This is a genomic window from Streptomyces sp. UH6, assembly GCF_013421635.1.
Lineage (GTDB): Bacteria > Actinomycetota > Actinomycetes > Streptomycetales > Streptomycetaceae > Streptomyces > Streptomyces abyssomicinicus.
The window spans coordinates 1-8,013 of sequence record NZ_JACADT010000181.1 but is presented as its reverse complement, the minus strand read 5'-3'; the positions used below and the strand labels follow the sequence as shown (position 1 = coordinate 8,013).

Annotated in this window: 5 protein-coding genes and 1 pseudogene; 1 reads left to right on the top strand and 5 read right to left on the bottom strand. The window is 70.6% G+C overall.

Translation table 11 applies throughout. From position 1 onward, the window contains the following. Positions 1–653: 653 nt before the first annotated feature. Complete coding sequence (gene uvrA / locus HW445_RS12035; RefSeq protein ID WP_308798929.1) at positions 654–3,554, bottom strand: excinuclease ABC subunit UvrA; 2,901 nt, start codon at positions 3,552–3,554, stop codon at positions 654–656. 342 nt (positions 3,555–3,896) lie between these two features. On the opposite strand from uvrA, the gene HW445_RS12030 reads away from it, so the two are divergent. After that, the gene (locus tag HW445_RS12030) at positions 3,897–4,553 is read left to right on the top strand and encodes an MBL fold metallo-hydrolase (RefSeq protein ID WP_151772718.1); all 657 of its coding nucleotides are present in this window, start codon (positions 3,897–3,899) and stop codon (positions 4,551–4,553) included. A gap of 19 nt (positions 4,554–4,572) precedes the next feature. Here HW445_RS12030 and aroQ read toward each other — a convergent pair whose 3' ends face one another. The 4 genes and pseudogenes from aroQ to HW445_RS12010 form a co-directional block, all read right to left on the bottom strand. Continuing rightward, the gene (aroQ, locus tag HW445_RS12025) at positions 4,573–5,046 is read right to left on the bottom strand and encodes a type II 3-dehydroquinate dehydratase (protein ID WP_180221013.1); all 474 of its coding nucleotides are present in this window, start codon (positions 5,044–5,046) and stop codon (positions 4,573–4,575) included. A 61-nt stretch (positions 5,047–5,107) separates the two neighbouring features. Continuing rightward, a complete protein-coding gene (locus HW445_RS12020) occupies positions 5,108–6,217 on the bottom strand; it encodes a calcium:proton antiporter (RefSeq protein ID WP_180221012.1) in 1,110 nt (369 codons plus the stop codon). Between the two features lie 87 nt (positions 6,218–6,304). Continuing rightward, positions 6,305–7,282: a TerC family protein gene (locus tag HW445_RS12015; RefSeq protein ID WP_180221011.1), complete on the bottom strand. Its 978-nt coding sequence runs from the start codon at positions 7,280–7,282 to the stop codon at positions 6,305–6,307. A 221-nt stretch (positions 7,283–7,503) separates the two neighbouring features. Beyond that, positions 7,504–8,013: pseudogene (locus HW445_RS12010) on the bottom strand (export associated protein); the annotation flags it as partial.

Sequence of the window (8,013 nt, the reverse complement as noted above, 5' to 3'; positions counted from 1 at the left end):
CGTGCCACCGCCCGCACAACCAGCCCCCTCCACCACTGTGCGAGCACGGAAGTCCCCACCCCGCCTTGCGAGCAGCTGGGCCGCCCAAGGGCTCGCTCTGCGGGCGGCTGGGCCGCCCAGAGGACAGCACACAGGCGACCACCACGCCACACCCGCCGCCCTGCGGGCGGCTGGGCCGCCCAGGGGGCGATGGGGGTCCCCCCTGCTCGAGCGAAGCCGAGAGCTTGGGGGAGGGCGGGCGCAGGGCGGCGCCCTCCGCGGCGAGCGGTCCGCTCCACCACGCCCCAGCGGGCGGCGCCGTACGCACGTGACCTCACTGCGGCGCGCACAAGCCGGAGCCTTGGCGGACAGCACTGTTCATCCCCCGACCCGCCCCCTTCCCAGAGAGGCTTGCGTTCCGCGGAGCGAGCCGTCACGTGCGAACGTGAGGCCTGCGCCCACCCGTGCCGCCCCAGCGGCACGAATGCCCGCAGCACGGGGGGAGGACCTGCGCACCGTGCGGGCGGACGGAGCGGGCGGACGGAGCGGGCGGGGGCGTTTGGAGGGAACGGGCGTGGGGGTGGCGCACGGTGGCCTGGGTGCCGTGGAGGGACCGGCGGCGGACGGAGCGCGGCCCCCGCTCCGGGAGGGAGCGGGGGCCGCGGCGCGGGACGTCAGGCCTTGCGGGACGCAGCCCGCTTACGCGGCTTCGCCGCCGGCGTCGCGTCACTGACGCGGTCGCCGAGGATCTCGCGCAGGAACTTGCCGGTGTGGCTGGCAGGCACCCCGGCCACCTCCTCCGGCGTGCCCTCGGCGACGACCATGCCGCCACCGGCGCCACCCTCGGGCCCCATGTCGACGACCCAGTCGGCCGTCTTGATCACATCGAGGTTGTGCTCGATGACGATCACCGTGTTGCCCTTCTCGACCAGCCCGGAGAGCACCTTCAGCAGCTTGCTGATGTCCTCGAAGTGCAGACCGGTGGTCGGCTCGTCGAGCACGTACACGGTGCGCCCGTTGGAGCGCCGCTGGAGCTCGGTGGCGAGCTTGACGCGCTGCGCCTCGCCGCCGGAGAGCGTGGTCGCCGACTGGCCGAGGCGGACGTAGCCGAGGCCGACCTCGTTGAGGGTGCGCAGGTGGCGGGAGATGCCGGGGATCGCCTCGAAGAAGTCCAGCGCCTCCTCGATCGGCATGTTCAGGACCTCGGCGATGTTCTTCCCCTTGTAGTGCACCTCCAGGGTCTCCCGGTTGTACCGGGCCCCGTGGCACACCTCGCACGGGACGTAGACGTCCGGGAGGAAGTTCATCTCGATCTTGATCGTGCCGTCGCCGGAGCAGTTCTCGCAGCGGCCGCCCTTGACGTTGAAGGAGAAGCGGCCGGGCAGGTAGCCGCGGACCTTCGCCTCGGTGGTCTCGGCGAACAGCTTGCGGACGTGGTCGAAGACGCCGGTGTAGGTCGCCGGGTTGGACCGCGGCGTGCGGCCGATGGGCGACTGGTCGACGTGCACGACCTTGTCGAGCAGGTCGTCGCCCTCGACCCGGGTGTGACGGCCCGGCACCCGCCGGGCGCCGTTCAGCTCACGCGCCAGGTGGGTGTAGAGGATGTCGTTGACCAGCGTCGACTTGCCGGAGCCGGAGACGCCGGTGACGGCGGTGAAGACTCCGAGCGGGAAGGACACGTCGACGTCCTTCAGGTTGTTCTCGCGCGCCCCGCGCACGGTCAGCTGCCGCGCCGGGTCGAGCGGCCGCCGGACGTCCGGCACCGGGATGGACTTCTTCCCGGAGAGGTACCTGCCGGTCTCCGACTTGGCGTTGGCCAGCAGTTCCTCGAGGGAGCCGCTGTGCACCACGGAGCCGCCGTGCTCGCCGGCGCCGGGACCGACGTCGACGATCCAGTCGGCCGCCTTCATGGTGTCCTCGTCGTGCTCCACGACGATGAGCGTGTTGCCCATGTCGCGCAGCCGGACCAGGGTCTCGATCAGGCGGTGGTTGTCCCGCTGGTGGAGACCGATGGACGGCTCGTCGAGCACGTAGAGCACGCCGACCAGACCGGAACCGATCTGGGTGGCCAGGCGGATGCGCTGGGCCTCGCCGCCGGAGAGCGTGCCGGCGGCGCGGTTGAGCGAGAGGTAGTCCAGGCCGACGTCGACCAGGAAGCGCAGCCGCTCGTTGACCTCCTTGAGGACCCGCTCGGCGATCTTCTTCTCGCGGCCGGTCAGCTTGAGCTGGGCCAGGAAGTCGGCGCACTCGCTGATGGACAGGGAGGAGATCTCGGCGATCGACTTCCCGTGCACCGTGACCGCCAGGACGATCGGCTTCAGGCGGGTGCCCTCACAGGTGGGGCAGGGCACCTCACGCATGTAGCCCTCGAAGCGCTCCCGGCTGTTGTCCGTCTCGGCGTCCTCGTGGCGGCGCTTGACGAAGGGGACGGCGCCCTCGAACGGCGTGGTGTACCGGCGCTCGCGGCCGTACCGGTTGCGGTAGCGGACGTCGATCTGGGTCTTGTGGCCGTACAGCAACGCCTTCTTGGCGCGGGCGGGCAGCCCGGCGAAGGGGATGTCGGTGCGGAAGCCCAGGGCGTCGGCGAGCGCGTCGACCAGGCGGCCGAAGTACTCCTTGGCGTGGCCCGCGGACCACGGGTGGATGGCGCCCTCCTCGAGCGTCTTCTCCGGGTCCGGGACGATCAGCTCGGGGTCGACCTCCATGCGCGTGCCGATGCCGGAGCAGTCGGGGCAGGCGCCGAAGGGCGAGTTGAAGGAGAAGGAGCGCGGCTCCAGCTCCTCGAAGGAGAGGTCGTCGTAGGGGCAGTACAGGTGCTCCGAGTACATCCGCTCGCGCTCGGGGTCGTCGGCCGGGAGGTCGACGAAGTCGAGCACGACCATGCCGCCGGAGAGACCGAGCGCGGTCTCCACGGAGTCCGTGAGGCGGCGCTTGGCGGAGCTCTTCACCGTGAGGCGGTCCACGACCACCTCGATGGTGTGCTTCTCCTGCTTCTTCAGCTTCGGCGGGTCGGAGAGCTGGATCGTCTCGCCGTCCACCCGGGCGCGGCTGTAGCCCTTGGTCTGCAGGTCGGCGAAGAGGTCGACGAACTCGCCCTTGCGCTCGCGCACCAGCGGGGACAGCACCTGGAACCGGCTGCCCTCGGACAGCTCGAGCACCTTGTCCACGATGGCCTGCGGCGACTGGCGGGAGATGGGGCGGCCGCACTCGGGGCAGTGCGGCTTGCCGATCCGCGCGAACAGCAGGCGGAGGTAGTCGTACACCTCCGTGATGGTGCCGACCGTCGAGCGCGGGTTGCGCGAGGTCGACTTCTGGTCGATGGAGACCGCCGGGGAGAGGCCTTCGATGAAGTCCACGTCCGGCTTGTCCATCTGGCCGAGGAACTGCCGGGCGTACGAGGAGAGCGACTCCACGTAGCGGCGCTGGCCCTCGGCGAAGATCGTGTCGAAGGCGAGGGAGGACTTGCCCGAACCCGACAGACCCGAGAAGACGATGAGCGAGTCGCGTGGCAGGTCGAGCGAGACGTTCTTCAGGTTGTGCTCGCGCGCGCCACGGACGATGAGACGGTCGGCCACGCCGTTCCGCACCTTTCTTGGGGGAGATGACAGGGGCGGGGCCCCCGTCCTTCTCAGCGTAGGGGGAGCCTCTGACAGCACCGGGGGACTTCACCGGTTTCCGCCCTCTACAACAAATCGGGCGCTTCCGGGCTTCCCGGTGTGGGCTACCGAGCTTATAGCACGCACATTCGATTCACGGCCGATCCCGCTTCGTTTCACCCGAAGGTGTGGGGTGTCACGCCGATCCGGTTGCCCCGGCCCGGCGGCTCCCCCGTACGGCGGACACGTCGGGCGGGCGCGGGGCCCCCGGCCCGCCCCCGCCACGGGCCCCCGGCCCCGCCCCCGCTATAGGCTGCGGACATGACGTACACGGGAGCGGTGAAGGTCGGCGGCCCGGCCGATGTGCACGAGCTGCAGGACCTGATGATCACGAAGATCGCGGTCGGCCCGATGGGGAACAACGCGTATCTGCTGCGGTGCCGGGCCACGGACGAGCAGCTGCTGATCGACGCGGCCAACGACGCCCACACCCTGATCGGTTCCATCGGCGACGACTCGATCGCCTCGGTCGTCACCACCCACCGCCACCCCGACCACTGGCAGGCGCTCGCCGAGGTGGTGGCCGCCACGAACGCCCGCACCTACGCCGGCCGGGAGGACGCCGAGGGCATCCCGGTCCCGACCGACGTGCTGGTCGACGACGGCGACGTGATCCGGGTGGGCCGCGTGGAACTCACCGCGCGCCACCTGGTGGGCCACACCCCCGGCTCCGTCGCCCTGGTCTACGACGACCCGCACGGGCATCCGCACGTGTTCACCGGCGACTGCCTCTTCCCGGGCGGCGTGGGCAACACGAGGAAGGACCCCGAGGCCTTCGCCAGCCTGATCCACGACGTGGAGACGAAGCTGTTCGACGTCCTGCCGGACGAGACCTGGGTCTACCCGGGCCACGGCGACGACACGACCCTGGGCGCCGAGCGCCCGCACCTGCCGGAGTGGCGGGCACGCGGCTGGTGACGGGCCGGGGCGTCGCGCGTCAGGTGTGCGCGACGCCCTCCCCCGCCAGGGCCGCGACGCGCTCCACCGCGAAGACGTACCCCTGGAGGCCGCAGCCGGCGATCACACCGTCGGCGCGCAGCGAGACGTAGGAGTGGTGCCGGAACTCCTCGCGGTGATGGATGTTGGAGATGTGCACCTCGACGACCGGCAGCCCGTCGCAGGTGTTGAGGGCGTCCAGCAGGCCGACCGAGGTGTGCGAGTAGGCGGCCGGGTTGATCACGATGCCGCAGTGGTTGAGCCGGGCCTCGTGGATCCAGTCGATCAGTTCGCCCTCGTGGTTGGACTGCCGCAGGTCGACGGTCCCGCCGTGCGCGGCGGCCGCCTTGGCGCACATCTCCTCCACGTCGGCGAGGGTGCCCGTGCCGTAGATCTCCACCTGGCGCTGTCCGAGCAGGTTCAGGTTGGGCCCGTTGAGGATCATGATCGGGGCGTCGGCGAGCGTGCGGGGCATGGGCGGACCTCCGGTGCGGTGATCTCGTGCGATCGGCTCCGACGGGTCTATCACGGCACGCTCAGGGGATGACGGACAGTTCCAGATAAGCGGCCAGGATCGCCAGGTGCAGGCCCGCCTGGAGCGGTGTGGCCCGGCCGGGCACGATGGTCAGCGTGCCGACCAGGACGGTCAGCGCGAGCAGCACCATGTGGGTGGGGGCCAGCCCCAGGACCAGCGGGCCGTGCAGCCAGATCGAGGCCACGGCGACGGCGGGGATGGTCAGGCCGATGCTGGCCATGGCGGAGCCGATGGCCAGGTTGAGACTGGTCTGCACCCGGTCCCGGCGGGCCGCGTGCACCGCGGCGATGGTCTCCGGCAGGAGCACCAGCAGGGCGATGACCACACCGACGACCGCGTGCGGCATCCCGGCGGCCGCCACACCGCTCTCGATGGCGGGCGAGACGCCTTTGGCGAGGCCGACCACACCGATCAGGGCCAGGGCGAGCAGGCCCACGCTGACCAGGGCCGTCCGGGTGGACGGCACGTCGGCGTGGTCCTCCTCGGTGAGGACGCCGCCCTCACGGGCGACGGGCAGGAAGTAGTCACGGTGCCGACGCGTCTGGGTGGCGACGTAGAGGCAGTAGAGGACGAGCGCCGCGACCGCGGCGAACACCAGCTGGGCGCCGCTGAACTCCGGGCCAGGAGCGCTGGAGGTGAAGTTGGGCAGCACCAGGCTGAGGGTCGCCAGCGTGGCCACCGTGGCCAGGGCGGCACCGGTGCCCTCGGAATTGAAGATGGCGGTGCGGTGCCGCAGCGAGGCGACGAGCAGGGAGATGCCGACGATGCCGTTCAGGGTGATCATCGCGGCGGCGAAGACGGTGTCGCGGGCCAGCGTCGCGCTCTGTTCGCCGCCTCCCGCCATCAGCATGACGATCAGCCCCACCTCGATGATGGTGACCGCCACGGCGAGGATCAGCGAACCGAAGGGCTCGCCCACCCGGTGGGCTATCACCTCGGCGTGGTGGACCGCGGCGAGCACCGCGGCCGCCAGCGCCAGGGTCATCAGCGCGACCGCCACCGGCGGCACGGAGCGGCCCCAGGTGAAGATCAGCACGACCGCCGCGAGGACCGGCGCCGCGACCGCCCAAACCGACCCCGGGGGCCGCTTTCGGGCAGACAGAACTTTCATGCGCCGATCCTCTCAATCGATTACTTGGCGTGCACCGCGAGCGCGCGGTCCCGGCCGGCGGGTTCTCCGCCGGCCGGGACCGTCCGCTCAGGCTCCTGCGGTCTCGGCCTCCGCCTCGGCCTTCGCCTTCCTCCGGTTGGCCATCAGGCTGGTGATCGTGGTGATCACCAGGACGGCGCAGATCACGCCGAGGGAGACGGGGATGGATATCTCGGGGACGTGCACCCCGGACTCGTGCAGCGCGTGCAGCACCAGCTTCACGCCGATGAAGCCGAGGATCACGGACAGCCCGTAGGACAGGTGGACCAGCTTCTCGAGCAGCCCGCCGATCAGGAAGTACAGCTGCCGCAGACCCATCAGGGCGAAGGCGTTGGCGGTGAAGACGATGTACGGGTCCTGGGTCAGGCCGAAGATCGCGGGGATCGAGTCCAGCGCGAACAGCACGTCCGTGGTACCGATGGCCAGGATGACGACCATCATCGGCGTCATCACCCGCTTGCCGTTCTGACGGATCCACAGCTTGGTGCCGTGGTAGCGGTCGGCCACGCCGAAGCGGCGCTCGGCGGCCTTGAGGAGACGGTTCTCCTCGAACTCCTCCTCGTCGTCCTTCGACCGCGCGTCCTGGATCAGCTTCCAGGCGGTGTAGATCAGGAACGCGCCGAAGAGGTAGAACACCCAGGAGAAGCTGCTGATGATCGCGGCGCCCGCCGCGATGAAGACGGCCCGCAGCACCAGGGCGATCAGTACGCCGATCAGCAGCACCCGCTGCTGGAACTGCGACGGCACCGCGAACTTCGCCATGATCAGGACGAAGACGAAGAGGTTGTCGACGCTCAGCGACTTCTCGGTCACGAAGCCCGCGAAGAACTCACCGGCGGGCTGACCGCCGGCGAAGAACAGCAGGCCGAGGCCGAAGAGACAGGCGAGGCCGATCCAGACGGCGCTCCAGATGCCGGCCTCCTTGACCGACACGTCGTGCGGCTTGCGGCCGATGAAGAAGTCGGCGCCGATCAGGACGGCCAGGACGGCCACCGTGGCGACCCACAGGGACAACGAAACTTCCACAGATACCTCCGGTCACAGAGAGAAACCGGAGGTCTCTTCCACCCGGCGGCCGAGCCGCGGGCCGACGCCCCGGGTCCGGGGCTTCTGGCCCGGGCCGTATTGACGGGAACGCCGCAGCAGACAGGGAGTACTCCCCTCCGTCTGCCCGAAGGTACACCAATCACCAAGGAAAGGTAAAGGGCGTCTTTACCTTTCCTTGGCTCGCAATGGGTTACGCACAGTCACCGGCGCCGGGCGGCTGCCACACGGTCCAGCACCCCTTCCAGCGTCCTGCCGTCCCGGGGCGGCAGGGAGGGCTCGTACGTCCAGGCGTGGCAGACCCACGGGTCGGCGAGGTGGTCCTCGGGAGCCGGGGTCAGCCGCAGCAGGGACCGCCACAGCGGATCCAGGAGCGCGCCGAATCCGGCGGCGTCCTCCCGGTCGGCCACCAGCAACAGGTGGACGCCGGCACGCGGTCCCTCGTCGGCGAGGTACCGCAGGGCGGTGACGGCACGGTCGTCGAAGGCGTGCGGGAAGTCGTGCACGATCAGCAGCCGCTGGGCCAGGTCGGTGCCGGGCGGCAGCGATTCCGGGGCTCCGGCGCGCACGGCCATCTGCACCAGGTCGACATGACCGGCCAGCCGGGCGAGCAGGCCGGAGACGGCGCCGGGGCCCACGGCCGGGGGCTCGGCGAGCACCCCGCTGCGGGAGAGCGGGGCCAGGGACCGGGCGCCCGCCCCCGCGGCGTCGAT

Bases quoted from the DNA above. Each gene is read 5' to 3' on its own strand.
- HW445_RS12030 (WP_151772718.1), top strand. From the start codon at position 3,897: ATGACGTACACGGGAGCGGTGAAGGTCGGCGGCCCGGCCGATGTGCAC.
- aroQ (WP_180221013.1), bottom strand. From the start codon at position 5,046: ATGCCCCGCACGCTCGCCGACGCCCCGATCATGATCCTCAACGGGCCC.
- HW445_RS12020 (WP_180221012.1), bottom strand. From the start codon at position 6,217: ATGAAAGTTCTGTCTGCCCGAAAGCGGCCCCCGGGGTCGGTTTGGGCG.